The 25,052-nt window shown below is 71.0% G+C and carries 21 protein-coding genes; 18 read left to right on the plus strand and 3 right to left on the minus strand.

The genetic code is table 11. The annotated features are described in order from the left end of the window. Positions 1-2 precede the first annotated feature (2 nt). A complete protein-coding gene (locus tag ESG85_RS07825; protein WP_128977318.1) occupies positions 3-833 on the minus strand; it encodes a C40 family peptidase in 831 nt (276 codons plus the stop codon). 671 nt (positions 834-1,504) lie between these two features. Here ESG85_RS07825 and ESG85_RS07830 point away from each other — a divergent pair. From ESG85_RS07830 to nuoN, 14 genes are all read left to right on the plus strand, one after another. Continuing rightward, positions 1,505-1,864, plus strand: coding sequence for an NADH-quinone oxidoreductase subunit A (locus ESG85_RS07830; protein ID WP_030494815.1), 360 nt, complete (start codon positions 1,505-1,507; stop codon positions 1,862-1,864). A gap of 17 nt (positions 1,865-1,881) precedes the next feature. Beyond that, positions 1,882-2,436, plus strand: coding sequence for a NuoB/complex I 20 kDa subunit family protein (locus ESG85_RS07835; RefSeq protein ID WP_053654534.1), 555 nt, complete (start codon positions 1,882-1,884; stop codon positions 2,434-2,436). Between the two features lie 88 nt (positions 2,437-2,524). Beyond that, entirely contained in the window at positions 2,525-3,256 is a 732-nt protein-coding gene (locus ESG85_RS07840) for an NADH-quinone oxidoreductase subunit C (RefSeq protein ID WP_128977319.1), read from the plus strand. Continuing rightward, on the plus strand, positions 3,253-4,575 hold the full coding sequence (locus ESG85_RS07845) for an NADH-quinone oxidoreductase subunit D (RefSeq protein WP_128977320.1): 1,323 nt from the start codon (positions 3,253-3,255) through the stop codon (positions 4,573-4,575). The genes ESG85_RS07840 and ESG85_RS07845 overlap by 4 nt, the downstream gene beginning before the upstream one ends. Before the next feature lie 71 nt (positions 4,576-4,646). Further along, the gene (gene nuoE, locus ESG85_RS07850; protein ID WP_128977340.1) at positions 4,647-5,363 is read left to right on the plus strand and encodes an NADH-quinone oxidoreductase subunit NuoE; all 717 of its coding nucleotides are present in this window, start codon (positions 4,647-4,649) and stop codon (positions 5,361-5,363) included. Further along, entirely contained in the window at positions 5,363-6,712 is a 1,350-nt protein-coding gene (gene nuoF / locus ESG85_RS07855; RefSeq protein WP_128977321.1) for an NADH-quinone oxidoreductase subunit NuoF, read from the plus strand. Before nuoE ends, nuoF begins: the two co-directional genes overlap by 1 nt. Beyond that, positions 6,709-9,234 carry an NADH-quinone oxidoreductase subunit G gene (locus ESG85_RS07860; protein ID WP_128977322.1) on the plus strand — a complete coding sequence of 842 codons (2,526 nt, stop codon included), beginning with the start codon at positions 6,709-6,711 and terminating at the stop codon, positions 9,232-9,234. The genes nuoF and ESG85_RS07860 overlap by 4 nt, the downstream gene beginning before the upstream one ends. A 29-nt stretch (positions 9,235-9,263) precedes the next feature. After that, positions 9,264-10,592 (plus strand): NADH-quinone oxidoreductase subunit NuoH, encoded by a 1,329-nt coding sequence (nuoH, locus tag ESG85_RS07865; protein WP_246094874.1) that lies wholly within the window; start codon positions 9,264-9,266, stop codon positions 10,590-10,592. Continuing rightward, entirely contained in the window at positions 10,585-11,202 is a 618-nt protein-coding gene (gene nuoI, locus ESG85_RS07870; protein WP_246094872.1) for an NADH-quinone oxidoreductase subunit NuoI, read from the plus strand. The genes nuoH and nuoI overlap by 8 nt, the downstream gene beginning before the upstream one ends. Beyond that, complete coding sequence (locus tag ESG85_RS07875) at positions 11,199-12,068, plus strand: NADH-quinone oxidoreductase subunit J (RefSeq protein WP_128977325.1); 870 nt, start codon at positions 11,199-11,201, stop codon at positions 12,066-12,068. The genes nuoI and ESG85_RS07875 overlap by 4 nt, the downstream gene beginning before the upstream one ends. Next, positions 12,065-12,364 carry an NADH-quinone oxidoreductase subunit NuoK gene (gene nuoK, locus ESG85_RS07880; RefSeq protein ID WP_128977326.1) on the plus strand — a complete coding sequence of 100 codons (300 nt, stop codon included), beginning with the start codon at positions 12,065-12,067 and terminating at the stop codon, positions 12,362-12,364. The genes ESG85_RS07875 and nuoK overlap by 4 nt, the downstream gene beginning before the upstream one ends. 10 nt (positions 12,365-12,374) lie before the next feature. After that, positions 12,375-14,318, plus strand: a complete 1,944-nt coding sequence (gene nuoL, locus ESG85_RS07885; protein WP_128977327.1) for an NADH-quinone oxidoreductase subunit L — start codon at positions 12,375-12,377, stop codon at positions 14,316-14,318. A gap of 5 nt (positions 14,319-14,323) precedes the next feature. Next, positions 14,324-15,895 (plus strand): NADH-quinone oxidoreductase subunit M, encoded by a 1,572-nt coding sequence (locus tag ESG85_RS07890; RefSeq protein ID WP_128977328.1) that lies wholly within the window; start codon positions 14,324-14,326, stop codon positions 15,893-15,895. Further along, positions 15,892-17,553, plus strand: a complete 1,662-nt coding sequence (gene nuoN / locus ESG85_RS07895) for an NADH-quinone oxidoreductase subunit NuoN (RefSeq protein WP_128977329.1) — start codon at positions 15,892-15,894, stop codon at positions 17,551-17,553. Before ESG85_RS07890 ends, nuoN begins: the two co-directional genes overlap by 4 nt. Before the next feature lie 70 nt (positions 17,554-17,623). Here nuoN and ESG85_RS07900 read toward each other — a convergent pair whose 3' ends face one another. Further along, positions 17,624-18,244, minus strand: coding sequence for a hypothetical protein (locus tag ESG85_RS07900; RefSeq protein ID WP_128977330.1), 621 nt, complete (start codon positions 18,242-18,244; stop codon positions 17,624-17,626). Between the two features lie 215 nt (positions 18,245-18,459). On the opposite strand from ESG85_RS07900, the gene ESG85_RS07905 reads away from it, so the two are divergent. Next, complete coding sequence (locus tag ESG85_RS07905) at positions 18,460-19,410, plus strand: helix-turn-helix transcriptional regulator (protein ID WP_128977331.1); 951 nt, start codon at positions 18,460-18,462, stop codon at positions 19,408-19,410. A gap of 136 nt (positions 19,411-19,546) precedes the next feature. After that, positions 19,547-20,371, plus strand: a complete 825-nt coding sequence (locus ESG85_RS07910; protein WP_128977332.1) for a dioxygenase family protein — start codon at positions 19,547-19,549, stop codon at positions 20,369-20,371. A gap of 258 nt (positions 20,372-20,629) precedes the next feature. Here ESG85_RS07910 and fahA read toward each other — a convergent pair whose 3' ends face one another. After that, entirely contained in the window at positions 20,630-21,862 is a 1,233-nt protein-coding gene (gene fahA / locus ESG85_RS07915) for a fumarylacetoacetase (RefSeq protein WP_128977333.1), read from the minus strand. A gap of 303 nt (positions 21,863-22,165) precedes the next feature. On the opposite strand from fahA, the gene ESG85_RS07920 reads away from it, so the two are divergent. Together ESG85_RS07920 and ESG85_RS07925 are read left to right on the plus strand one after the other, a co-directional pair. Beyond that, a complete protein-coding gene (locus ESG85_RS07920; protein WP_128977334.1) occupies positions 22,166-23,425 on the plus strand; it encodes a COG1361 family protein in 1,260 nt (419 codons plus the stop codon). Positions 23,426-23,748: 323 nt separating this feature from the next. After that, positions 23,749-25,044, plus strand: coding sequence for an LPXTG cell wall anchor domain-containing protein (locus ESG85_RS07925; protein WP_128977335.1), 1,296 nt, complete (start codon positions 23,749-23,751; stop codon positions 25,042-25,044). Positions 25,045-25,052 lie beyond the last annotated feature (8 nt).

Raw genomic sequence — 25,052 nt, forward strand, 5'->3', positions numbered from 1 at the left:
GGTCAGAGGATGCGGACGGCGCCCGACGGCGTGTCCCAGTCCAGGCTGCGCTCGACGACACCGGTCGACGGGTTCTGCGCGCCGACGTACTTGCCGCCGCCGACGTAGATGGCGACGTGGTACGAGCCGCTGCGGCTGCCCCAGTAGAGGATGTCGCCCGGCTGGAGGTTGCTCAGGGAGACGGAGGTGCCCATGCTCGACTGCGAGCTGGAGATGCGCGGCAGGTCGATGTTGGCCTGGCGGTAGGCGGCCTGGACGAGGCCGGAGCAGTCCCAGGAGTTGGGGCCGGTGCCGCCGCGGACGTAGGCGTCGCCGACCTGGGCGCGGGCGAAGGCCACGATCGCGGCTGCGGAGCCGGTGGCGACCTGCGAGCTGCTGGAGGAGGAGCTGCCGACGGAGTCCGACGAGGAGGACGACTTCGCGGCGAGCGTGGTGCGCGTGGCGGTGCGGGAGGCGCGCTCCCTGGCCTCGGCGCGGGCCTTCTCGGCGCGCTCGGCCTCGGCCTTGCGGTCGGCCTCGGCCTTGGCCTTCTTGGCGTCCGCGGCGGCCTTCTTGAGGGCCGCCTCCTCCTGGGCCGCGAGGCTCTGGTCCAGGGCCTCCTGCTGGCTCGCCTCGGCGGAGGCGGCGACGGCGCCGGCGAGGTCGGCCTTGAGGGAGCCCAGGGTGGGCATCTCGAGGGTCGTCTCGGTCACCGGCTCGGCGTTGGCCGGCGCGGCGGCACCGGCCACCGCGATGGTGCTGAAGACGCCACCGGCAACTCCGGCCCGGAGCGCCATCTTCGAGGCGCTGCGGCGGGGCTTCCGGTGGCTACGTATGGGAGCGGTCTGGGACATGGGTACAACCGCTATCAGGGCTTCACGGTTCCCTTCAAGAAACGTGGGTTGCGCCACAGTTACGTTCGGAACCCCCTAATCCGCTTCCTCTGCGCCTTTATTGACGCCGTAACGGGCAAAACGGGCACGGCTCATCGGGGCCTTGATCACGGGTTTTCAAGGAAACGTCCGAATTGCCCGTCACTTACCACCTCTTCACCTCGATGGCCAAGCCCCGTTTTTCCGACGGACCCTCACTTGTGGTGCAGGTCACATTCGGGCTCGTGAACGCGTGCACGTGTCCACCCGCGTACGCGCGGCCCCCCGACCGGGCGACGGCCGGTTCCTTTATCACCCGTCGGCGCCCCAGGGCCAATTTGCGTGTAGCCCTCATCGCTTGATAGTGCAAGACCCCCTCCGACCAGCGATTTCCGATGCGGATGTCACATCTGGTGATCACCTGGGCGCTTCGCGTGGCAAGATCACCGCTCATCCGACTTCATGATCGTTCGTCAGGTGGTGGAGATCACAAAGTCCTTGGCGTACCCCGTGTCGCAGATCACAGAGGGGCGGGCTTAAGATACGCGGACGTCGGGCTTGTGAACTGCCTCACATGTTGGCGATCTTCGTGGAGGTCCCGTGGCTCGACGGTGCGGTCCAACGGTCAAGGACGACTGGAAGGAGCGAGGAGCGTGAATGCGTACGCGCCCATCCTCGTGCTCGGTGCCCTGGGAGCGGGGTTTGCGATCTTCTCCGTGGTCATGGCCACGCTTATCGGGCCAAAGAGGTACAACCGGGCGAAACTTGAGGCGTACGAGTGCGGCATCGAGCCCACCCCGACGCCTGCGGGCGGCGGCCGCTTCCCGATCAAGTACTACCTGACGGCGATGCTCTTCATCGTCTTCGACATCGAGATCGTCTTCCTCTACCCCTGGGCCGTCACCTTCGACGCCCTGGGGCTTTTCGGGCTCGTGGAGATGCTGCTCTTCGTGCTCACCGTCTTCGTCGCCTACGCGTACGTGTGGCGGCGCGGCGGCCTGGAATGGGACTGAGGGGCTGAGGAGCACCCATGGGACTCGAAGAGAAGCTGCCGAGCGGCTTTCTGCTGACGACCGTCGAACAGGCCGCGGGCTGGGTCCGGAAGGCCTCCGTCTTCCCCGCGACCTTCGGCCTCGCCTGCTGCGCCATCGAGATGATGACGACCGGCGCCGGCCGCTACGACCTGGCGCGGTTCGGCATGGAGGTCTTCCGCGGCTCTCCGCGCCAGGCCGACCTGATGATCGTGGCCGGCCGGGTGAGCCAGAAGATGGCGCCCGTCCTGCGGCAGGTCTACGACCAGATGCCGAACCCCAAGTGGGTCATCTCCATGGGGGTTTGCGCGTCTTCCGGCGGAATGTTCAACAATTACGCGATTGTGCAGGGCGTCGACCACATCGTCCCCGTCGACATCTATCTCCCGGGTTGTCCGCCGCGCCCCGAGATGCTGATGGACGCCATTCTCAAGCTCCACCAGAAGATCCAGACCTCCAAGCTCGGCGTGAACGCGAAGGAAGCGGCCCGCGAGGCGGAGGAGGCGGCGCTGAAGGCGCTGCCGACGATCGAGATGAAGGGCCTGCTGAGGTGACCGACGCACGTGCGGCCGCCGGGCCGCAGCCGACGACGAAAGCCGCGCCTCCGCGCCGCGCGGGCGGAGAAGGGAACGGGACGGAACGGTGAGCGACGAAACCCCGAACCCCGAGAAGGAACTCAGCGCGCAGAACCTGCCGGGGCAGCGCGGCGAGCACGGCGAGGAGGTCCGCGTCCAGCGCGGCATGTTCGGCGCCGAGAAGGGCGGCGACACCTCCGGCTACGGCGGCCTGGTCCGCTCGATCCGGCTCCCCGGCCCGGCCACCCGCCCGTACGGCGGATGGTTCGACGAGGTCGCCGACGAGCTCGAGGGCGCCCTGGAGGAACAGGGTCTCGTCCCCGAGAACGCGATCGAGAAGACCGTCGTCGACCGCGACGAGCTCACCTTCCACATCGCGCGCGAGCACCTCGTCCGGGTCGCCCGCACGCTGCGCGACGACCCGGCCCTGCGCTTCGAGCTGTGCACCGGCGTCTCCGGCGTCCACTACCGCGGCGACAAGGGCCGCGAGCTGCACGCCGTCTACCACCTGCGCTCGCTCACCCACGGCCGGCTGATCCGCCTGGAGGTCTCGGCGCCCGACGCCGACCCGCACATCCCGTCGCTCGTCCCGGTCTACCCGACCAACGACTGGCACGAGCGCGAGACCTACGACTTCTTCGGCATCGTCTTCGACGGCCACCCCGCCCTCACCCGGATCATGATGCCGGACGACTGGCAGGGCCACCCGCAGCGCAAGGACTACCCGCTCGGCGGCATCGCCGTCGAGTACAAGGGCGCCCAGATCCCGGCTCCGGACCAGCGGAGGTCGTACTCGTGAACAGCACACCGGCAGGAGCCCGGGACACCACCGAAGGCACCGTCTACACCGTCACCGGCGGCGACTGGGACGAGGTCGTCCAGTCCGCCGCCAAGGCCGACGACGAGCGCATCGTCGTCAACATGGGCCCCCAGCACCCGTCCACCCACGGCGTGCTGCGGCTCATCCTGGAGATCGACGGCGAGACCGTCACCGAGGCCCGCTGCGGCATCGGCTACCTCCACACCGGCATCGAGAAGAACCTCGAGTACCGGACCTGGACGCAGGGCACCACCTTCGTCACGCGCATGGACTACCTCACCTCGTTCTACAACGAGACGGCGTACTGCCTCGGCGTGGAGAAGCTGCTCGGCATCACCGACCAGGTCCCGGACCGCGCGAGCGTCATCCGGGTGCTCCTCATGGAGCTCAACCGGCTCTCCTCGCACCTGGTGTGCATCGCCACCGGCGGCATGGAGCTCGGCGCCACCACGATCATGATCTACGGCTTCCGGGACCGCGAGATGATCCTGGACCTGTACGAGCTGATCACCGGCCTGCGCATGAACCACGCGTTCATCCGCCCCGGGGGCCTCGCCCAGGACCTCCCGCCCGGCGCCGTCGACGCCGTGCGCGAGTTCGTGAAGACCATGCAGAAGAACCTGCCGGAGTACGACAAGCTCGCCACCGGCAACCCGATCTTCAAGGCCCGCATGCAGGACGTCGGCTACCTCGACCTCACCGGCTGCATGGCGCTCGGCGCCACCGGACCGATCCTGCGCTCCGCGGGCCTCCCGCACGACCTGCGCAAGACCGACCCGTACTGCGGCTACGAGACCTACGACTTCGAGGTGCCCACCGCCGACAGCTGCGACGCCTACGGCCGCTTCCTCGTCCGCCTGGAGGAGATGCGCCAGTCGCTGCGGATCGTCGAGCAGTGCCTCGACCGGCTGGAGCCCGGCCCGGTCATGGTCGGCGACAAGAAGATCGCCTGGCCCGCCCAGCTGGCCCTCGGCCCCGACGGGCTCGGCAACTCCCTCGACCACATCAAGAAGATCATGGGCACCTCGATGGAGGCCCTGATCCACCACTTCAAGCTGGTCACCGAGGGCTTCCGGGTCCCGGCCGGCCAGGCCTACGCGGCCGTCGAGTCGCCCAAGGGCGAACTCGGCGTCCACGTCGTCTCCGACGGCGGCACCCGCCCCTACCGGGTCCACTTCCGCGACCCCTCGTTCACCAACCTCCAGGCCATGGCCGCGATGTGTGAAGGCGGCCAGGTCGCCGACGTCATCGTCGCCGTCGCGTCCATCGACCCCGTGATGGGAGGCGTCGACCGATGACGGACGGACACACCGAGCACACGGAGCACGCCGGACACCCGGGGCCCGCCGGCGGCCCCACCGGTCTCGGCATGCCCCAGCTGCCCGCGCCCGACTACCCGGCCGAGGTCCGCGCCCGGCTCGAGGAGGACGCCAGGGCGATCATCGCGCGCTATCCGGGGTCCCGCTCCGCGCTCCTGCCGATGCTGCACCTCGTGCAGTCCGAGGAGGGGCACGTCACCCGTACCGGCATGCGGTTCTGCGCGGACATGCTGGACCTGACCACCGCCGAGGTCACCGCGGTCGCCACCTTCTACTCCATGTACCGGCGCAAGCCGTCCGGCGACTACCAGGTCGGCGTCTGCACCAACACGCTGTGCGCCGTCATGGGCGGCGACGCCATCTTCGAGGAGCTCAAGGAGCACCTCGGCGTCGGCAACAACGAGACCACCCCGGACGGCAAGGTCACCCTCGAGCACATCGAGTGCAACGCGGCCTGCGACTACGCGCCGGTCGTGATGGTCAACTGGGAGTTCTTCGACAACCAGACCCCCGAGTCGGCGAAGGAGCTCGTCGACGACCTGCGGTCCGGCCGTCCCGTGTCTCCCACCCGCGGCGCGCCGCTGTGCACCTTCAAGGAGACCGCCCGCATCCTGGCGGGCTTCCCCGACGAGCGCGAGGGGGCCGTCGAGGCCACCGGAGGGGCCGGCCCGGCCTCGCTCGTCGGGCTGCGGCTAGCCAAGGGCGAGTCCCCGCACCACAAGATCGTCCACCCGCGCGGCGAATCGGCCAGTGGGGAGGGGGAGTGATGACCTTGGCAGCCGAGATCAACAACAGCAGCCCCGAGAAGCTGCTCTCACCCGTCCTGTCGGCCTTCTGGGACCAGCCCGACTCCTGGACCCTGGACACCTACCGGCGGCACGAGGGCTACGAGGGCCTCCGCAAGGCCCTCGCGATGTCGCCCGACGACCTCATCGCGTACGTCAAGGACTCCGGCCTGCGCGGCCGCGGCGGCGCCGGCTTCCCCACCGGGATGAAGTGGCAGTTCATCCCGCAGGGCGACGGCAAGCCGCACTACCTCGTCGTCAACGCCGACGAGTCCGAGCCCGGCACCTGCAAGGACATCCCGCTCCTCTTCGCCAACCCGCACTCGCTCATCGAGGGCATCGTGATCGCCTGCTACGCGATCCGCTCCCAGCACGCCTTCGTCTACCTGCGCGGCGAGGTCGTCCCCGTACTGCGCCGGCTCCACGAGGCCGTACGGGAGGCCTACGCGGCCGGATACCTCGGCAAGAACATCCTCGGCAGCGGCCTCGACGTCGAACTCACCGTCCACGCCGGCGCCGGCGCGTACATCTGCGGCGAGGAGACCGCCCTGCTCGACTCGCTCGAAGGACGCCGCGGCCAGCCCCGGCTGCGACCCCCCTTCCCCGCGGTCGCCGGTCTGTACGCGTGCCCCACCGTCGTGAACAACGTCGAGTCCATCGCCTCGGTTCCCGCGATCCTCAACAAGGGCAAGGACTGGTTCACGTCGATGGGGACCGAGAAGTCCCCCGGCTTCACGCTCTACTCGCTCAGCGGCCACGTCGCCTCGCCCGGCCAGTACGAGGCCCCGCTCGGCATCACCCTGCGCCAGCTCCTCGACATGAGCGGCGGGATGCGGCCCGGGCACCGGCTCAAGTTCTGGACCCCCGGCGGCTCCTCCACCCCGATGTTCACCGACGAGCACCTCGACGTCCCGCTCGACTACGAGGGCGTCGGCGCCGCCGGCTCCATGCTCGGCACCAAGGCGCTCCAGTGCTTCGACGAGACCACGTGCGTCGTGCGGGCCGTCACCCGGTGGACCGAGTTCTACGCCCACGAGTCCTGCGGCAAGTGCACGCCCTGCCGCGAGGGCACCTACTGGCTCGTCCAGCTGATGCGCGACATCGAGGCCGGCAAGGGCGTCATGTCCGACCTCGACAAGCTGAACGACATCGCCGACAACATCAACGGCAAGTCCTTCTGCGCCCTCGGCGACGGCGCCGCCTCGCCGATCTTCTCCTCGCTCAAGTACTTCCGCGACGAGTACGAGCAGCACATCACGGGCAAGGGCTGCCCCTTCGACCCCGCCAAGTCGACGGCCTGGGCGGACAAGCACCGGGAGGTGAACGCATGACCGTCACCACGTCATCCCCGGGAGGGAACGGCAGCGCGGCGGTTCCGCCGGAGGACCTCGTGACGCTGACGATCGACGGCGTCGAGGTCTCCGTCCCCAAGGGGACCCTGGTGATCCGCGCCGCCGAGCAGCTCGGCATCGAGATCCCGCGCTTCTGCGACCACCCGCTCCTCGACCCGGCCGGCGCCTGCCGGCAGTGCATCGTCGAGGTCGAGGGCCAGCGCAAGCCGATGGCCTCCTGCACCATCACCTGCACCGACGGCATGGTCGTCAGGTCGCAGCTGACCTCGCAGGTCGCCGAGAAGGCCCAGCACGGCGTGATGGAGCTGCTGCTCATCAACCACCCGCTGGACTGCCCGGTCTGCGACAAGGGCGGCGAGTGCCCGCTGCAGAACCAGGCCATGTCGCACGGCCAGGCCGAGTCCCGCTTCGACGGGAAGAAGCGCACCTACGAGAAGCCGATCCCGCTCTCCACCCAGGTGCTGCTCGACCGCGAGCGCTGCGTGCTCTGCGCGCGCTGCACCCGCTTCTCCAACCAGGTCGCCGGCGACCCGATGATCGAGCTGATCGAGCGCGGCGCGCTCCAGCAGGTCGGCATCGGCAACGGCGACCCGTTCGAGTCGTACTTCTCCGGCAACACCATCCAGATCTGCCCGGTCGGCGCGCTCACCTCCGCCGCGTACCGCTTCCGCTCCCGGCCCTTCGACCTGGTGTCGTCGCCGAGCGTCTGCGAGCACTGCGCCGGCGGCTGCGCCACCCGCACCGACCACCGGCGCGGCAAGGTCATGCGGCGGCTGGCCGCCGAGGACCCCGAGGTCAACGAGGAGTGGATCTGCGACAAGGGCAGGTTCGCGTTCCGGTACGCGCAGCAGCGCGACCGGCTCACGACCCCGCTCGTCCGCGACCCCGAGACCGGCAGACTGGAGCAGGCGTCCTGGCCGGAGGCCCTGGAGGCGGCGGCCCGCGGACTCGTCCGCGGCCGCACCGGCGTCCTCGCCGGCGGCCGCCTCACCGTCGAGGACTCCTACGCCTACGCCAAGTTCGCCCGCGTCGCCCTCGACACCAACGACGTCGACTTCCGGGCCCGCGTCCACTCCGGCGAGGAAGCCGACTTCCTGGCCTCCGTCGTCGCCGGACGCGGCCGGGACCTCGACGGCAGCGGCGTCACCTACCGTGCCCTGGAGGCCGCCCCGGCGGTCCTCCTCGTCGGCCTGGAGGCCGAGGAGGAGGCACCCGGCGTCTTCCTGAAGCTGCGCAAGTCCTGGCGCAAGCGCGGCCAGCGGACGTACGCCGTCGCCCCGTTCGCCACCCGCGGCCTGGAGAAGGCCGGCGGCACCCTGCTCGCCGCCGCGCCCGGCACCGAGACCGAGTGGCTCGACGCCCTCACCTCCCGCGTCGGCCTCTCCCGCGAGGGCTTCGCCGCCGCCGAGGCGCTGCGCGAGGACGGCGCCGTGATCCTCGTCGGCGAACGGCTCGCCGGGGTGCCCGGCGCGCTGACCGCCGCCGTCCGGGCCGCGACCGCCACCGGCGCGCGGCTGGTGTGGATCCCGCGCCGGGCCGGCGAGCGCGGCGCCGTCGAGGCGGGCGCCGTCCCCTCCCTGCTGCCCGGCGGGCGGCCCGCGACCGATCCCCGCGCGCGCGACGAGGTCGCCGCCGTGTGGGGCGTGCGCGAACTCCCGCACGGCTACGGCCGCGACACCGGCCAGATCGTCGAGGCCGCCGCCACCGGTGAACTCGCCGCCCTGCTCGTCGGCGGCGTCGACGTCGACGACCTGCCGGACCCGGCACGCGCGCGTGAGGCACTCGACCGGGCCTTCGTCGTCTCCCTGGAGCTGCGCCCCGGCGCCGTCACCGAGCGGGCCGACGTGATCCTGCCGGTCGCCGCGGTCGCCGAGAAGCCCGGCACCTTCCTCAACTGGGAAGGCAGGGCCCGGCTCTTCGAGGCCGCGCTCAAGCCCGAGCAGATGACCCGGCCGCTCGCCCCGGCCGACGCCCGCGTCCTGCACATGCTGGCCGACGCCCTCGCCCGTGCCGAAGGCACTGATGAGAGGGGCCGCCTCGACCTGCCCGACCTGCGGTCGGTGCGCCGCGAGCTGGACCGGCTCGGCGGCTGGACCGGCGAGCGGGCCGGCGAGCCCGCCGAGCCCGGCCAGTCCGCGCCCCGGCCCGGCGACGGCGAGGCCGTCCTCGCCGGACACCGCCTGCTGCTCGACCTCGGCCGCCTCCAGGAAGGCGACGAGGCCCTGGCCGGCACCCGGCACGCCGCCGTGGCCCGGCTGTCGGCCGCCACCGCCGCCGACACCGGCGTCAAGGACGGCGACCTGCTCGAGGTCACCGGCCCGGCCGGCGCGGTGACCTTCCCGCTCGCCGTCACCGAGATGCCCGACCGCGTGGTCTGGCTCCCGCTGAACTCCGCGGGCCACGGCGTCCTCACCGGCGCCGGAGCCCGCCCCGGCGACCTGGTCCGCATCGGCCCGGCCACCACGGCCGCCACGTCCACGTCCACGGAGGTGCAGGCGTGAACACGCTGCTCGCCGCGGAGGACCTGTCCATGTTCGGGACGGACCCCTGGTGGCTCGTCGCGATCAAGGCGGTCTTCTGCTTCGCCTTCCTGATGGTGACCGTGCTCTTCTCCATCGTGTGGGAGCGCAAGGTCGTCGCCTGGATGCAGCTGCGCATCGGCCCCAACCGGCACGGTCCCTGGGGCATGCTCCAGTCGCTCGCCGACGGCATCAAGCTGATGCTGAAGGAGGACGTGATCGTCCGCCGGGCCGACAAGGTCGTGTACGTGCTCGCGCCGATCGTCGCCGCCATCCCGGCCTTCATGGCGATCGCCGTGATCCCGTTCGGCCCGGCCGGCAACGAGGTGTCGATCTTCGGTCAGCGCACCACGATGCAGCTGACCGACCTGCCGATCGCGATGCTGTACGTCCTCGCGATCGCCTCCGTCGGCATCTACGGCATCGTCCTCGCCGGCTGGTCCTCGGGCTCGACGTACCCGCTGCTCGGCGGACTGCGCTCGTGCGCGCAGATGATCTCGTACGAGATCGCCATGGGCGCCGCGTTCGCCTCCGTCTTCCTCTACTCCGGGTCGATGTCGACCTCGAAGATCGTGGAGGCGCAGGCCGACCGCTGGTTCGTCGTCCTGCTGCCGGTCTCCTTCATCATCTACATCGTCACCATGGTGGGCGAGACCAACCGCGCCCCGTTCGACATGCCGGAGTCCGAGGGCGACCTCGTCGGCGGCTTCAACACCGAGTACTCGTCCATCAAGTTCGCGATGTTCATGCTCGCCGAGTACGTGAACATGGTGACCGTCTCGGCCGTGTCCGTGACCCTCTTCCTGGGCGGCTGGCGGGCCCCGTGGCCGATCAGCACCTTCTGGGAGGGCGCGAACCACGGCTGGTGGCCGATGCTCTGGTTCGTCCTCAAGGTCCAGCTGCTGCTGTTCTTCTTCATCTGGCTGCGCGGCACCCTGCCCCGCGTCCGCTACGACCAGCTGATGAAGCTGGGCTGGAAGGTGCTCATCCCGGTCTCCGTGGTCTGGCTGATGCTGGTCGCCACGGTCCGGGCGCTGCGCAACGAGAACTACGACTTCCAGACGATCGTGCTGTACGTCGCCGGGGCGGTGCTCGCGGTGCTGCTGCTCTCCTTCGTCGCGGACCTGTTCCGCGACCGGAAGGCGAAGGAAGCCGAGCGGAAGGCCGCGCCCGAGGCGCCGTTCGACCCGATGGCCGGCGGCTTCCCCGTACCGCCCAAGCCCGGACAGTCCCTGCCGCCCGTTCCGCGGCGTCGGCCCCGCGGTGAGCGGGAGCTGATTGTCAGTGGTGGCCCCGATACTGCTACTGCGAGTGATGGAAAGGAGACGGACGGTGTCTGATTTCCAGAATCCGGTGGCCGGCTTCGGCGTGACCTTCAAGGCCATGTTCAAGAAGCGGCTGACGGAGCAGTACCCGGAGCAGCAGAAGACGACGGCGCCCCGCTTCCACGGCAGGCACCAGCTCAACCGGCACCCCGACGGCCTGGAGAAGTGCGTCGGCTGCGAGTTGTGCGCCTGGGCCTGCCCCGCCGACGCCATCTACGTGGAGGGCGCCGACAACACCGACGAGGAGCGCTACTCGCCGGGCGAGCGGTACGGCCGGGTGTACCAGATCAACTACGCCCGCTGCATCCTGTGCGGACTCTGCATCGAGGCGTGCCCCACGCGCGCGCTGACGATGACCAACGAGTTCGAACTCGCCGACTCCTCCCGCGAGAACCTCATCTACACCAAGGAGCAGCTCCTCGCGGGCCTCACCGAGGGCATGGTCGACACCCCGCACGCCATCTACCCGGGCACGGACGAGCAGGACTACTACCGGGGCCTGGTCACCGAGGCCGCGCCCGGGACCGTCCGCCAGCCCGCCGTCTCCAGGGGCGAGACCGTGCAGGAGGCCGAGTCGACCTTCGGCGAGTCCGAGCCGGCGTCGGGGAAGGCGGTCGGCCGATGAGCGTGCTCGCCGCCTCCACCACCTCCACCGGCGAGGCCGTCCAGTTCTGGGTGCTCGGCACCGTCGCCGTCATCGGCGCGCTGTGCACCATCCTGCTGAGGAAGGCCGTCCACTCGGCGCTCTGCCTCGCCGGCACCATGATCATCCTCGCGGTGTTCTACCTCGCCAACGGCGCGTACTTCCTGGGCGTCGTCCAGATCGTCGTCTACACCGGCGCGATCATGATGCTCTTCCTGTTCGTCGTCATGCTCGTCGGCGTCACCGCCGCCGACTCGGTGAAGGAAACCATCAAGGGCCAGCGCTGGTGGGCCGCCGCCTGCGCGCTCGGCTTCGGCATCCTGCTCGCCGGCGGCATCGGCAACGCCTCGCTGACCGAGTTCGACGGCCTGGGCACCGCGAACGCGGCGTACGGCGGAAACGTCGAGGGCATCGCCGCCCTCGTCTTCACCAAGTACGTCTTCGCCTTCGAGATCACCGGCGCCCTGCTCATCACCGCGGCCGTCGGCGCGATGGTCCTCACCCACCGCGAGCGCACCGAACGCGCCCGCACCCAGCGCGAGCTGGCCGAGCAGCGCGTACGGGAAGGCACGCACCTGCCGCCGCTCCCCGCGCCCGGCGTCTACGCCCGGCACAACGCCGTGGACATCGCCGGCCTGCTGCCCGACGGCACGCCGGCCGACCTGACCGTGATCTCGACCCTGCGCAAGCGCGGCCAGATCCGGGACGTGTCCGGCGAGGCGCTGGCCGACCTCAAGGCCCTCGAACAGCGCTCCGAGGAGCGCCTGGGCCGGGACCGGGAAGACGTCCGCGACATCCGGGACCAGGTCCCGGACCGCGACCGGGACGAGGAGGAGGCCTCGCGATGAACCCCGTCAACTACCTGTACCTCGCCGCGCTGCTGTTCACCATCGGCGCGACCGGGGTGCTCATCCGGCGGAACGCGATCGTGCTCTTCATGTGCGTCGAGCTGATGCTCAACGCCTGCAACCTCGCGTTCGTCGCCTTCTCCCGCATGCACGGCAACCTCGACGGCCAGGTCATCGCCTTCTTCACGATGGTCGTGGCCGCCGCGGAGGTCGTCGTCGGACTCGCGATCATCGTGTCCGTCTTCCGTGCCCGCCACTCGGCCTCGGTCGACGACGCCAGCCTGATGAAGCTGTGAGGGGCTGACCGTGGACAACCTCATTGCGCTGCTCGTCGCGGCGCCCCTGCTCGGAGCGGCCGTCCTGCTGACCGGCGGCCGGCGGCTCGACAAGGCCGGGCACTGGCTCGGCACCCTGCTCGCGGCCGTCTCCTTCGTGATCGGCCTGGTCCTGTTCGCCGACATGCTCGGGAAGAGCGCCGACGACCGGACGCTGCACCAGACGCTGTACACCTGGATCCCGGTCGAGGGCTTCCAGGCGGACATCGCCTTCCAGCTCGACCAGCTGTCGATGACCTTCGTGCTGCTGATCACCGGCGTCGGCACGCTCATCCACGTGTACTCGATCGGGTACATGGAGCACGACGAGCGCCGCCGCCGCTTCTTCGGCTACCTCAACCTGTTCGTCGCGGCGATGCTGCTGCTCGTCCTCGCCGACAACTACCTGCTGCTGTACTTCGGCTGGGAGGGCGTCGGCCTCGCCTCGTACCTCCTCATCGGCTTCTGGCAGCACAAGCCCAGCGCGGCCACCGCCGCCAAGAAGGCCTTCCTGGTCAACCGGGTCGGCGACATGGGCCTGTCCATCGCGATCATGCTGATGTTCACCACCTTCGGCACCTTCGCCTTCGGGCCGGTCCTGGACGCCGCGGCCGGCGGGGACGCGAGCGAGGGCAAGCTCACCGCCGTCGCGCTGATGCTGCTCCTCGCGGCCTGCGGCAAGTCCGCCCAGGTGCCGCTGCAGTCCTGGCTCGGCGACGCCATGGAGGGCCCGACCCCGGTCTCCGCCCTCATCCACGCCGCCACCATGGTGACGGCCGGCGTCTATCTGATCGTCCGCTCCGCCGACATCTTCAACGCCGCCCCGGACGCCCAGCTCGTCGTCACCGTCGTCGGCGCTGTCACGCTCCTCTTCGGTGCGATCGTCGGTTGCGCGAAGGACGACATCAAGAAGGCGCTCGCCGGCTCGACGATGTCGCAGATCGGCTACATGGTCCTGGCGGCCGGCCTCGGCCCCATCGGCTACGCCTTCGCGATCATGCACCTGGTGACCCACGGCTTCTTCAAGGCCGGGCTCTTCCTCGGCGCCGGTTCGGTCATGCACGGCATGAACGACGAGGTCGACATGCGCAAGTACGGCGGCCTGCGGAAGTACATGCCGGTCACCTTCGTGACCTTCGGCCTGGGCTACCTCGCCATCATCGGCTTCCCCGGCCTGTCCGGCTTCTTCTCCAAGGACAAGATCATCGAGGCGGCCTTCGCCAAGGGCGGCACCGAGGGCTGGATCCTCGGCGCCTGCGCCCTCCTCGGCGCGGCCATCACCGCGTACTACATGACCCGCGTGATGATCATGACCTTCTTCGGCGAGAAGCGCTGGCAGCCCGCGCCCGACCCGGACAAGGCGGCGAGCGTCGAACCCGGCGCCGACGCCCACCCGGGCGAGCTGCCCCACCCGCACGAGTCCCCGAAGTCCATGACCCTCCCGATGATCCTGCTGGCCGTCGGATCGGTCGGCGCCGGCGCCTTCTTCGAGTACGCCGGATTCGTCGAGTGGCTGGAGCCGGTCACCGGCTTCGAGCACGGACACTCGCCGCTCAGCGCGGCGGCCGTCACCACCGCCACCGTCGTCGTCATGCTCCTCGGCGTCGGCGTCGCCTACCTCCAGTACGGGCGCCGCCCCGTGCCGGCGGTCGCCCCGCGCGGCTCGCTGCTCACCCGGGCCGCCCGCCGCGACCTGCTCCAGGACGACTTCAACCACGTCGTCTTCGTCCGCGGCGGCACCCACCTGACCCGCTCCCTCGTCTACGTCGACCACAGCCTCGTCGACGGGGTGGTCAACGGCACCGCGGCCTCGGTCGGCGGGCTCTCCGGCCGGCTGCGCAAGCTCCAGAACGGCTACGCCCGGTCGTACGCGGTCTCCATGTTCGGAGGTACGGCGGTGCTCATCGCCGCGACCCTGCTGATGAGGGCGGTGTAACTGTCATGTCCTTCCCGCTCCTTACGGTGACGGCGGCCGTGCCCGCGGTGGGCGCCGTGCTCACCGCGGCCGTGCCCGCCGCCCGGCGCACCGCCGCCAAATGGCTGGCGCTGCTCGTCTCGCTCGCCACACTGGTGCTCGCCGCTGTCGTCTTCGCACGGTTCGAGCCCGGCGGCGACCGCTACCAGCTCACCGAGTCCCACGCCTGGATCAAGGACTTCGGCGTCCGCTACGAACTCGGCGTCGACGGCATCGGGGTGGCGCTCATCGGGCTCACCGCCCTGCTCATCCCGTTCATCGTCCTGGCCGGCTGGCACGACGCCGACCCCCTGGAGACGCAGTCCAAGAGGTGGCGCCCCACCCAGGGCTTCTTCGCCCTGATCCTCATGGTCGAGGCCATGGTGATCCTCTCCTTCGAGGCCACCGACGTCTTCCTCTTCTACATCCTGTTCGAAGCCATGCTCATCCCGATGTACTTCCTCATCGGCGGCTTCGGCGACCGCGCGCACAGCGGCACCGACGAGAACGCGGCGGCCCAGCGCTCGTACGCGGCGGTCAAGTTCCTGCTCTACAACCTGGCCGGCGGCCTGATCATGCTCGCCGCCGTCATCGGGCTCTACGTCGTCGCCGGCAACTTCTCGCTCACCGAGATCGCCGAGGCGCGGGCCAACGGACAGCTGGACATGGCGACCAGCACCGAACGCTGGCTGTTCCTCGGCTTCTTCTTCGCCTTCGCGGTGAAGGCCCCGCTGTGGCCGCTGCACACCTGGCTGCCCAACGCGATGGGGGAGGCCACCGCCCCGGTCGCCGTCCTCATCACCGCCGTCGTCGACAAGGTCGGCACCTTCGCGATGCTCCGCTTCTGCCTCGGCCTCTTCCCCGAGGCCAGCAAGTGGGCCACCCCCGCGATCATCGTCCTCGCGCTGATCAGCATCGTCTACGGCGCGCTGCTCGCCGTCGGGCAGCGCGACATCAAGCGCCTGGTGGCGTACGCGTCGATCTCCCACTTCGGCTTCATCATCATGGGCATCTTCGCGATGACCAGCCAGGGCCAGTCGGGCGCCACGCTCTACATGGTCAACCACGGCATCTCGACCGCCGCGCTCATGCTGGTCGCCGGCTTCCTGATCTCCCGGCGCGGCTCGCGGCTCATCGCCGACTACGGCGGCGTGCAGAAGGCCGCGCCGGTGCTCGCCGGCACCTTCCTCATCGGCGGCCTCGCCACCCTGTCACTGCCCGGACTCGCCCCGTTCGTCAGTGAGTTCCTGGTCCTCGTCGGCACGTTCGCCCGCTACCCGGTGGCGGGGATCGTCGCCACCACCGGCATCGTCCTCGCCGCGCTCTACGTCCTCGTCCTCTACCAGCGGACGATGACCGGACCGGCGAAGGAGGAGACCCGGAACATGCCGGACCTGCGGGCCCGTGAGCTCGTGGTGGTCGCCCCGCTGATCGCGGTGCTGATCCTCCTCGGCGTCTACCCGCAGCCGCTGACGGACGTCGTCAACCCGGCGGTGCGGCACACCATGTCCGATGTCCAGCAGAAGGACCCGAGCCCCGAAGTGGAGGCGGCCAAGTGAGCGCCACCGCCGTCGCACCCGTCGTCCACACCCTGTGGACGACGGCCGCCGGGCCGATCGACAAGATCCCGGCACCCCACATCGAGTACACCCAGCTGTCACCCGTCCTCATCGTCGTCGGCGCGGCCGTCGTCAGCGTCCTCGTCGAAGCCTTCGTGCCGCGCAAGGCCCGCCACCACACCCAGGTGTTCCTGAGCGTCCTGGCCCTCGTCGCCGCGTTCGCCGCGGTCGTCGGCCTCGCCGCCGGAGGGTACGGCTCCACCAAGGCCCACATCGCGGCCATGGGCGCCATCGCCGTCGACGGCCCCGCCCTGTTCCTGCAGGGCGTCATCCTGCTCTCCGCCGTCCTCGCGGTGCTCACCTTCGCCGAGCGCAGGCTCGACCCGGCCGACCACGGCCACCGGGTCGACTCCTTCGCGGCCGAGGCCGCCGCCGTGCCCGGCAGCGACCAGGAGAAGGCCGCCGTCAAGGCCGGCTTCACCACGACCGAGGTCTTCCCGCTGACCCTGTTCGCGGTCGCCGGCATGCTGGTCTTCCCGGCCGCCAACGACCTCCTGACGCTGTTCATCGCCCTGGAGGTCTTCTCCCTCCCGCTCTACCTGCTGTGCGCCGTCGCCCGCCGCAAGCGGCTGATGTCGCAGGAGGCGGCGGTCAAGTACTTCCTGCTCGGCGCCTTCTCCTCGGCGTTCCTGCTCTTCGGGATCGCCCTGCTCTACGGCTACGCGGGCTCCGTCTCGTACGCCGACATCGCCCAGGTCGTCAGCGGCGACGTCCCCGCGGTCGACCCGGCGCTCGCCCAGACCATGGGCAACGACGTGCTGCTGCTCATCGGCTTCGCCATGGTCCTCATGGGGCTGCTCTTCAAGGTCGGCGCCGTCCCGTTCCACATGTGGACCCCGGACGTCTACCAGGGCGCCCCGACGCCGGTCACCGGATTCATGGCGGCCGCGACGAAGGTCGCCGCGTTCGGCGCCATGCTGCGGTTCCTGTACGTCGTGCTGCCGGGCCTCACCTGGGACTGGCGCCCGGTCATGTGGGGCGTCGCCATCGTCACCATGCTGGGCGGCGCCGTCGTCGCCATCACCCAGACCGACATCAAGCGCCTGCTCGCGTACTCGTCGATCGCCCACGCCGGCTTCATCCTGGCCGGTGTCATCGCGGCCACGCCGACGGGCGTCTCGTCGGTGCTGTTCTACCTGGCCGCCTACTCCTTCGTGACCATCGGCGCCTTCGCCGTCGTCACGCTGGTGCGCGACGCGGGCGGCGAGGCCACGCACCTGTCCAAGTGGGCCGGACTCGGCCGCCGTTCGCCGCTGGTCGCGGCGGTCTTCGCGGTCTTCCTGCTCGCCTTCGCCGGCATCCCGCTGACCTCCGGCTTCTCCGGGAAGTTCGCGGTCTTCAAGGCGGCGGCGGACGGCGGCGCGGGCGCGCTCGTCGTCGTCGGTGTGATCTCGTCGGCGGTCGCCGCGTTCTTCTACATCCGGGTGATCGTGCTGATGTTCTTCAGCGAGCCGAAGGCGGACGGCCCCACGGTCGCCGTGCCCTCGGGCCTCACCTCGGTGGCGATCACGGCCGGCGTGGTCGTGACGCTGGCGCTCGGCTTCGCGCCGCAGTACTTCCTGGACCTGGCGAGCCAGGCGAGCGTGTTCGTGCGCTAGCGACACCGGACGCGCAGCAGAGGGGCCCGGATCCCGCCGCGAGGCGGGGCCGGGCCCCTCTCCCGTGCTCCTACGCCTTCGGGTGCGCGGGCTTCGTCTGGCCCGCCACCCCGTGATCGGGCTTCGCGTGGTCCGGCTTCGCGTGGCCGGGCTTCGCCCCGTCCTCCGTGCACGGGGTGCAGTGGACCCGCTGGTTGTACGGGGCGAAGACGCCCGCCGGGTTCTTCTTGAAGATCCAGGCGTGCAGCGAGTAGTGGGGTCCCACCGGCGGGAAGTCGAACGGCCCGTCGAAGCCGCGGTCGAAGAGCCGCGGCCTGGGCTGACCCGTGTTGGGCACGACCCACTCGACGGCGACGAGTTCGCGCTTGCCGGTCTTGTGGTCCGGCGCGTACAGCACGGCGGCGGGCTTCGTCGGGTCGGTGGAGCCGAGGTGTCCGGGCTTCACGTAGTGGTAGCCCATGCCGCCGAGTTCCGGATCCTCGACGCAGTCGTCGGTGCGCAGGTAGCCGTCGGCGATCGCCGCCTGCTCGGACCGGTACTTCTTGGTGGCCTCGTACGTCTTCTTCAGGTCCGGGTGCGGGAAGTCGTTGCCGACCGGTGCCTGCGCGGTGGCCGGGGCGGCCCCCAGGGCCAGCGACGTGACGGCGGCCAGCGCGAGCGCGGCCATGAGGGGGCGGGGTCGTGCGGACATGTGTGTCTGCTCCTCGGAAGGGGTGGGCGCGCCCCGAGCGGGCCGCCTGACGCGGACGGGCTCTCCCCGGCGCCCGCCGTCCCCTGCAGCGTCACCCGCGAGGCGGGGAGGCCGCACGTGGGGGTGACCCATTGGGGGGCACCGTGTCATCGTGAGTAACCGCCCGGATTGGTCTCGACCAGTGAGCCCGCGAGGAGAGAGAAGGAGGCCGCACGATGCGCGGCACCACCGCGTTGCCCGACAGTCCCTGCACCGCGTCCCGGCGCGGCGAACCGCCCGTGCACCGCCTGGAGGTGCGGCTGCCCGACGACGTGCCGTTCGCCGTCGGCAGCTTCGACAGCATCGGCCCGATGTCCCGGGCCGCCTTCCCGCACCGGCACACCTTCTACGAGATCGTGCACGTCACCCACGGCACCGGCACCCACGTCGTCGACCTCGACCGCTGGGAACTCCGCCCGCCGCAGCTCGGCCTCATCCTGCCCGGCCGGCTGCACCACTGGGAGGACGTCCGCGGACTCGACGGCTCCGTCGTCCTGTTCACCCCCGAGTTCCTCCTCGACCACCCCGGCGACCAGGACCTCCTGCGCCGCATCGGCGAACGCCCCTGGCTCCGTCTCGACCCGGCCGCGCACAGCCGCACCGGACGCCTGATCGCCGAACTGCGGGAGGAGTACGGGCACGGGGACGCCGGGTTCGCGACCGTCCTGCGCTCGCTGCTGCACGTCCTCCTCGTCCGCACCGCCCGGCTCGCCGGACCGGACCGGCCGGCCGTTCCGGCCGCGACGCCGCCCGGCCGGGACACGGCCGGTCGGCAGGTGGTCGGCCGACAGGCCGCCGTCGCCGAGGAGTTCGCCCGGCTGCTCGCCCGGACCGACCGGGACGGCGGGGCCGACGTGCCGCGCTCCGTGCGCGACTGCGCCGAGCGGATCGGCGTCACGCCCGGCTATCTCACGGAGGCGGTACGGGCCGCCGTCGGCCGCACCCCGGCCGGCCTGCTCCGCGATGCGCGCACGAAGGAGGCCCAACGGCTGCTCGCCCGTACCGAACTGACGGTACGACAGATAGCGGCCCGGACCGGCTTCGACGACCCCGCGTACTTCTGCCGCTTCTTCCGGAGGGAAACCGGCATGAGCCCGGGCGACTTCAGGAAGCGGCGCGATATCTGAGGGAGGGCTCCGGGGACGCCCCCTGCCGGGGGCCGTCGAAAGCACCACGACCACCGCGCTCCGTCCATCGAAGCACGCACCGCCCCGCGCCTAGGTTGCTGGTCGACCGGTCGATCCCCCCACCAGAGGAGCAGGCATGGACCGCGAGACCAGTACCGGACACGTCAGCCGCAAGACCGTGCTGCGCGCCGCGCTCGCCGCCGGCATGGCGGCGCCCGTCGTCCTCATGGGCGTCCCGGCGCTCGCCCGGACGCTCACCGACGGCGCGGGCACCCCGCCGCTGACCCCCGCCTGCGACGACGGCGACGACCTGACCGTCCCGCAGATCGAAGGCCCGTACTTCAAGCCCGACTCGCCCTTCCGCACCAGCCTGTCGGAGCCGGGAACGCCGGGTGTGCGGCTCACGCTCAGCGGCTACGTCTTCGGGCGGGCCTGCAAGCCGACCTCCGGGGCGCTGCTCGACTTCTGGCAGGCCGACGTCAACGGCGCGTACGACAACACCGGATTCCGCTTCCGCGGCCACCAGTTCACGGGCACGGACGGCGCCTTCGCGCTCACCACGATCGTGCCGGGCCTGTACCCGGGCCGCACCCGGCACATCCACGTCAAGGTGCAGGCGCCGGGCCGCCCGATCCTCACCACGCAGCTGTACTTCCCGGGCGAGCCCCGCAACAACACGGACTCGATCTTCGACCCGCGGCTGCTGATGACCGTGCGGGACGCGGGCGGCGCCAAGGAGGCGGCCTTCGACTTCGTCCTCGACGTGCCGCAGGACCCGGGCCCGGGCCCGACGCCCACGCCGACCTCGACGGCCCCGGGCGGCACGTGGGCGGTCGGCACGGCCTACCGGGCCGGGGACGCCGTCACGTACGCCGGGCGGGGCTATCTGTGCCTCCAGGCCCACACGGCCCAGCCCGGCTGGGAGCCGCCCACGGTCCCGGCGCTGTGGCGGGCCACGTGACGGACGGCGGACCGCCCGTCTGCGCGATGTGCGCCGTGCGCTGCGCGTGCGTCACGCGGGCCGCACCGCCCGCGGGCGCCGGTGGCGGCACCCGCGGGGCGCGTGGCCCCCACGGCACCCGTACCACGGGCGCCGCTCGCGCCGCGGGTGGCGGCAGCGCGCGGGGTGCCACGTGTGCCACGGGGGTCACGCGCGCCTCGCTGTTCTGGCGCCCGTGGCCCCCGTGGCGGAGGTGGGTGAGAAGGGCCGGCCGGACCCTCAGGCGCTGGTGTTCGGCGCGATCCGGCCGGTGACCTCGCCGAGGGCGACGCGGGTGCCGTCCGGGCCCGGGGCCCAGGCGGTCAGGGTGACCTCGTCGCCGTCCTCGAGGAACGTGCGCTTGCCGTCGGCGAGCTCGATCGCGTCGCGGCCGTTCCAGGTGAGCTCGAGGAGCGAACCGCGCTGGGCGACCTCGGGGCCGGAGACCGTGCCGGAGCCGTAGAGGTCGCCGGTGCGCAGCGAGGCGCCGTTCACGGTCATGTGGGCGAGCTGCTGGGCCGCCGTCCAGTACATGGAGGCGAACGGCGGCTCGGCCACCACCTCACCGTTGATGGCGACGCTGATGCGCAGGTCGAAGCCGCCGGGCTCCTCTTCGGCGGAGTCGTCCAGGTACGGCTGGAGCGCGACGTCACGGGCGGGCGGCGCGACCCGGGCCGCGTCCAGGGCCTCGAGCGGCGTCACCCACGCCGAGACGGACGTCTGGAAGGACTTGCCGAGGAACGGGCCGAGCGGCACGTACTCCCAGGCCTGGACGTCCCGCGCCGACCAGTCGTTGAGCAGGGTCAGGCCGAAGACGTGCTCGCGGAAGTCGCCGAGGGCGACCGGCCGGCCGAGCTCGGACGGCGTGCCGACGAGGAAGCCGACCTCGGCCTCGATGTCGAGCTTGACCGAGGGCCCGAAGACGGGCGCCGGGTCGGCCGGCGTCTTGCGCTGACCGGCCGGGCGCACGACGTCGGTGCCGGAGACGACGACGGTGCCGGAGCGGCCGTGGTAGCCGATCGGCAGGTGCTTCCAGTTCGGGGTGAGCGCGTCGCCGTCGGGGCGGAAGATCCGGCCGACGTTGGTGGCGTGGTGCTCGCTCGCGTAGAAGTCGACGTAGTCGGCGACCTCGTACGGCAGGTGCAGCGTGACGGCGTCGAGCGCGTGCAGCAGCGGCTCCACGACCGGCCGGTGCGCGGGCACGGTCACCCAGCCGGTGAGCGCCCGGCGCACGTCGCGCCACGCGGTGCGGCCGGCGGCCAGCAGCGGGTTGAGGCTCGGCTGCGCGAGCAGCGCGGCGTACGGCGACCCCAGGGCGTGCGCCGCGGCCCCCGCGTCGAGCACGTACCCGCCGATCCGGACGCCGAGCCGGCGGCGGTCGGGCTCGTCGGCGGTGGAGAAGACGCCGTACGGAAGGTTGTGCGGGCCGAAGGGGTCGCCCTCGGGCAGGTCGAGCGGGCTGTGCTCGGGCATCGGTGCTTGCCTCGCTTTCCAGGTGTGTGGGGGACACGTTACGGGTCGTGCGCCGAGGCGCTGATGACATGTGTCACACCGAAAGTGCGGCCTCCGTGGGCAACTGTCCGGGTTCACGTGCTTTGCGTTCCCTATGAGGGTCCTGTGGGGAGCGAGGGGTGTGACGGGCGCGTCAAACGCGCTTCGGGCGGGAGGCGTTCCGGTCATACGATCGGGTCGTCGTTGTGCCGCGTGAGGTATCCGCAGGCGCGCGCCCCACCACTCGTAGGTCTTTCGTCTCCGTCCGACCAGAAAAGGTCCCCCTTGAAGATCCGCCGCATTCTCGCGACCGCCGTGGCCGCCGCCGTGACCACCCCGGTCGTCCTCCTGTCCGCCGCACCGGCGTTCGCGGACACCAAGCCTGCCGCGCAGACGCAGGAGCAGAAGAAGACCGTCAAGGAACTGCAGCTCGCGGTCGCCAAGGCGCAGGCCGCCCTCGACGCCGCCGTCGCGCACCACAACGAGCTCCAGGCCGCCATGGACGCGTTCGACGAGGACCACCCCGACCTGGTCAAGGCCGTCGAGGAGGCCAAGAAGGCCGCCGACGAGGCCAAGGCGGCCAAGGCCGCGGCCGACCAGAAGGCGGCCGACGCGCAGAAGGCCCTGGACGAGCTGCCCGCCGACGCCACGGAGGACCAGAAGGCCGCCGCCGAGAAGGACCTCGCCGACGCCCAGGCCACCGCCGCCACGGCCAAGACCACGGCCGAGGCCAAGAACAAGGACCTCGCCGACGCGAACGACGCCTACGCGGACGCGCGCATCGCCGAACTCCGGAAGATCGGCGTCGCCAGGAAGGCCGTCGAGGACGCCAAGAAGGCCCTCGACGAGGCCAAGAAGGCCCTGGAGAAGGCGCTGGCGGAGCAGCCGGGCGAACCGTGCAAGGAAGACCCGAACCTCGTCACCTCCGTGACCGGCCCGAAGAAGATCACCGCCGGTTCCAGCGGCGTCTTCACCATCCGCATCACCAACAAGGGCGCGGTCGAGCTGGACGAGGTCGGCGGCTACGCCGAGGCGTTCAGCGTGGAGAGCCCCACGGCCAAGCACTTCCGCCTGACCTGGTCCTCCGCCAACAGCCCGAAGTGGCAGCCGGTCACCCTGGACGACGGCTTCTCCAGCCTGTCCGCCCTGAAGCCGGGCAAGTCCTTCGACATCAAGCTGAAGGTCGCGGTCGACGCCAAGGCGCCCGTCGGCGACGGTGTCGTGATCGTCGGCTCCGCGTACGTCAACGAGGACGGCTCCTGCGGCGGTGCCGATGAGGGCGCCTACACGGAGTTCACCGTCACCAAGCCGGCCAAGCCCGGCACCGGCACCACGGGTGGCAACGGCAACACCACCCAGCAGGGCGGCAAGTCGACCACTCCGGTGACGACCGGCACCACCGGTTCCACCACCGGGGGCAAGCTCGCCGCCACCGGCGCCGGCTCCTCCACGATGCCGATCGCCCTCACGAGCGCCGCCGCCGTCGCGCTCGGCGCGGGCGCGATGGTCGTCGTGCGTCGCCGTAAGGCCGGCGCCGACGCGTAAGCCGTCGGACGTCACAGCGTGGCGCGATCAAAGGAAGGCCCGCATTCCTATAAGGGGAATGCGGGTCTTCCTTCGCGTCCGGATCTGACATACCCAGGCTCCTCGGGTGTGACATGGTTCACCGGCCTCCATGAGCAACTGCCCCGATTCACCTGACTTCGCGGCAGGACCGCGGTGCGGAAGCACGCAGCGCGGCACGAATTCGGCCTGTGGCTGTTCGCGGCATTCCTAGGATGGCCGCAGCGTCGTGCCCGCGTGAGGTTGCCGCAGGCGCGTGACCCCCACACTTCCTGTCGTCTTCGTCCGACCCGAGAAGGGCTCTTGTGAAGATTCGCCGCACTCTGGCGACGGCCGTGGCCGCCGCCGTGACCACCCCGGTCGTCCTCCTGTCCGCCGCGCCGGCGTTCGCGGACACCAAGCCTGCCGGTTCCGCCGCTCGCGAGCAGCGGAAGCCGACGATCGAGGAGCTGCGGCGCGCGGTCGCCGAGGCCAAGGCGAAGGGCGATGCGGCCGACGTCATCGCTCAGCAGCGCCTCGACGAGCTGACCGACCTCGAGACCGGCAAGGGTCCGCTGAACGACGCCGTCACCAAGGCGGAGGACAAGGCGGCTCAGGCTTCCGGTGAGCAGGCGAACGCCGAGGAGGCCGTCCGGGTCGCCCAGGCCAAGCTGGACGCCGCCACCGACGACGCGGCCAGGGCCGAGGCGCAGCAGGCGCTGGACGCGGCGAAGGAGAAGGCGGCGGCAGCCGCCACCGCCAAGAAGGCCGCCGACAAGGCCGTGGAGCAGGCCGAGAAGGCCCTGGCGACCGCGATCAGCGAGGCCACCCGCACGTCGGAGGCAGCCGCGAAGGCGGCCGCTGACGCCTGGAAGGCCTACTACGAGGCGAAGGCGGCCCTCGCCGCGGCAGAGGCGGGGGACCCTTGCGTCGCCGGCTTCTCCCTCAGCGTGCTCATGCAGGGCGCCGGAGAGACCAAGGCCGGCGGCTCGGAGGTGAGCACGCTGCGCCTGACCAACGAGGGCGCCACGACCCTGACCAAGGTGCGGCCGATCGTGACGGTGAGCGCCTTCGGCAAGGATCACGAGTCGATCGACCGCTACCTGACACTGGAGTGGTCGACGAACGGCACCTGGCAGAAGTACGACCGGGTGAAGGGCATCCCGGACGTCGGTTCCCTCGCACCCAAGGCACACAAGGACGTCAGGGTGCGTCTGAGCATTGACCCGGGCGCGCCCGACGGGGAGGGCGCCTTCGTCTACGGCGCCGACTACCGGAACCCGGACGGCTCGTGCGGCAAGACGCAGGACCTGGATGTCAGCGCCTTCAGGATCTCCGCGAAGAAGGGCGGCGAGCCCGGCACCGGTGGCAGCACTTCCGGCTCCACGACCGGCACCGGCGCCGGCACCACGGGTGGCAACGGCAACACCACCCAGCAGGGCGGCAAGTCGACCACTCCGGTGACGACCGGCACCACCGGTTCCACCACCGGGGGCAAGCTCGCCGCCACCGGCGCCGGCTCCTCCACGATGCCGATCGCCCTCACGGGCGCCGCCGCCGTCGCGCTCGGCGCGGGCGCGATGGTCGTCGTGCGTCGCCGTAAGGCCGGCGCCGACGCGTAAGCCGTCGG

It is taken from the genome of Streptomyces roseicoloratus (genome assembly GCF_004117935.1).
In the GTDB taxonomy this organism is placed as follows: Bacteria; Actinomycetota; Actinomycetes; order Streptomycetales; family Streptomycetaceae; genus Streptomyces; species Streptomyces roseicoloratus.

What these genes read in the sequence shown, in the direction of transcription:
- ESG85_RS07825 (WP_128977318.1), bottom strand. Translation starts at nt 833, where the DNA reads ATGTCCCAGACCGCTCCCATACGTAGCCACCGGAAGCCCCGCCGCAGC.
- ESG85_RS07835 (WP_053654534.1), top strand. Translation starts at nt 1,882, where the DNA reads ATGGGACTCGAAGAGAAGCTGCCGAGCGGCTTTCTGCTGACGACCGTC.
- nuoE (WP_128977340.1), top strand. Translation starts at nt 4,647, where the DNA reads ATGCCCCAGCTGCCCGCGCCCGACTACCCGGCCGAGGTCCGCGCCCGG.
- nuoF (WP_128977321.1), top strand. Translation starts at nt 5,363, where the DNA reads ATGACCTTGGCAGCCGAGATCAACAACAGCAGCCCCGAGAAGCTGCTC.
- ESG85_RS07860 (WP_128977322.1), top strand. Translation starts at nt 6,709, where the DNA reads ATGACCGTCACCACGTCATCCCCGGGAGGGAACGGCAGCGCGGCGGTT.
- nuoH (WP_246094874.1), top strand. Translation starts at nt 9,264, where the DNA reads ATGTTCGGGACGGACCCCTGGTGGCTCGTCGCGATCAAGGCGGTCTTC.
- ESG85_RS07875 (WP_128977325.1), top strand. Translation starts at nt 11,199, where the DNA reads ATGAGCGTGCTCGCCGCCTCCACCACCTCCACCGGCGAGGCCGTCCAG.
- nuoK (WP_128977326.1), top strand. Translation starts at nt 12,065, where the DNA reads ATGAACCCCGTCAACTACCTGTACCTCGCCGCGCTGCTGTTCACCATC.
- ESG85_RS07890 (WP_128977328.1), top strand. Translation starts at nt 14,324, where the DNA reads ATGTCCTTCCCGCTCCTTACGGTGACGGCGGCCGTGCCCGCGGTGGGC.
- ESG85_RS07900 (WP_128977330.1), bottom strand. Translation starts at nt 18,244, where the DNA reads ATGTCCGCACGACCCCGCCCCCTCATGGCCGCGCTCGCGCTGGCCGCC.
- ESG85_RS07905 (WP_128977331.1), top strand. Translation starts at nt 18,460, where the DNA reads ATGCGCGGCACCACCGCGTTGCCCGACAGTCCCTGCACCGCGTCCCGG.
- ESG85_RS07910 (WP_128977332.1), top strand. Translation starts at nt 19,547, where the DNA reads ATGGACCGCGAGACCAGTACCGGACACGTCAGCCGCAAGACCGTGCTG.
- fahA (WP_128977333.1), bottom strand. Translation starts at nt 21,862, where the DNA reads ATGCCCGAGCACAGCCCGCTCGACCTGCCCGAGGGCGACCCCTTCGGC.